Here is a 906-nt window from a genome sequence, read left to right as displayed (position 1 = left end):
AAAGACTTGCGCTTGTGGGTCCACTTGCGTCCAGATCTTCACCGTGGTGGTGCGCCGCATCACTTTCACATCAATCAGACCTTGACCGGTAAAAAGTCCCGTTGCAATGGTGCCCCCTTTCCCCCGTGCCACAACATTTTTTGTACCAGCCGTAATATTTTGTGGAATCGTGAAAGCGCCCTCAAGGGTGCCCTTGCTATCGGCAATAAGGAGACTCTTTGGTAAAACATTCACACCATCAAAGGTAAGACTTTCCAAGATTTCGCTACTGCCAAAACCTTCAATTTTAAAGTGAAGGGTAATTTGTCTTAAAAAGTCGATTTGTTCTTGGTGTGTGTTGATGAAATTATCGCTTACTTCTGTTCTACGTATGGTACTGCCGCGATGTTTTCCCATAATGATTTGATTGGTGACACCAGAGAGCCAATCGGTGCGCTGTTCATGCCAGAAGTCTGTTGCGGGTTCAAGGGTTACTGTACCAGGCAGGGGTGCAAAATTTTGATAGGGGTTGATCTTTTCGCAAGCCGTTGTCAACTCTTGCGCAATGATCACTTCATTTGTCCAGTCAAGGGTGACAGGCGCTTTTAAAGGAGTAGTATAGAATGTTGGGTCAATGGCGAGTTGTAAAATGCCGTTGCCTACAGCCCCCGTTTGTTGAAAGCCTTCATCTCTGTAAGAGTCATCAAGAAAGGGATCAGCGAACATGCCTTTTTTGGCAACAGGCTCTTTAGAGTCTACATTGCTTTTAATACGCTCTAATTGCATGAGACGGTCAAGCGAAAGCACCCGTTGAAAATAGCGCCACATTTCATCATAGGGGGCAACCCGTGTGCCATCATTGACCACAACCGGCGTTTCAAGCCAATTGTTGGTAATGGTTGCAAGGGACAACACATCATCAGGGAC

At 46.2% G+C, this 906-nt stretch carries 1 protein-coding gene; it reads right to left on the bottom strand.

Annotation, left to right across the window (positions count from 1 at the left end; genetic code table 11):
- Positions 1 to 906, bottom strand: a 906-nt coding sequence (locus ACFINZ_RS10170; RefSeq protein WP_375701446.1) for a DUF4815 domain-containing protein, incomplete at both ends; no start/stop codon positions are given.

The organism is Bartonella sp. AA81SXKL (assembly GCF_042196945.1).
Taxonomy (GTDB): domain Bacteria; phylum Pseudomonadota; class Alphaproteobacteria; order Rhizobiales; family Rhizobiaceae; genus Bartonella.
The sequence above is the reverse complement of the archived record's forward strand: the minus strand, read 5'-3'. Positions and strand labels throughout refer to the sequence as shown.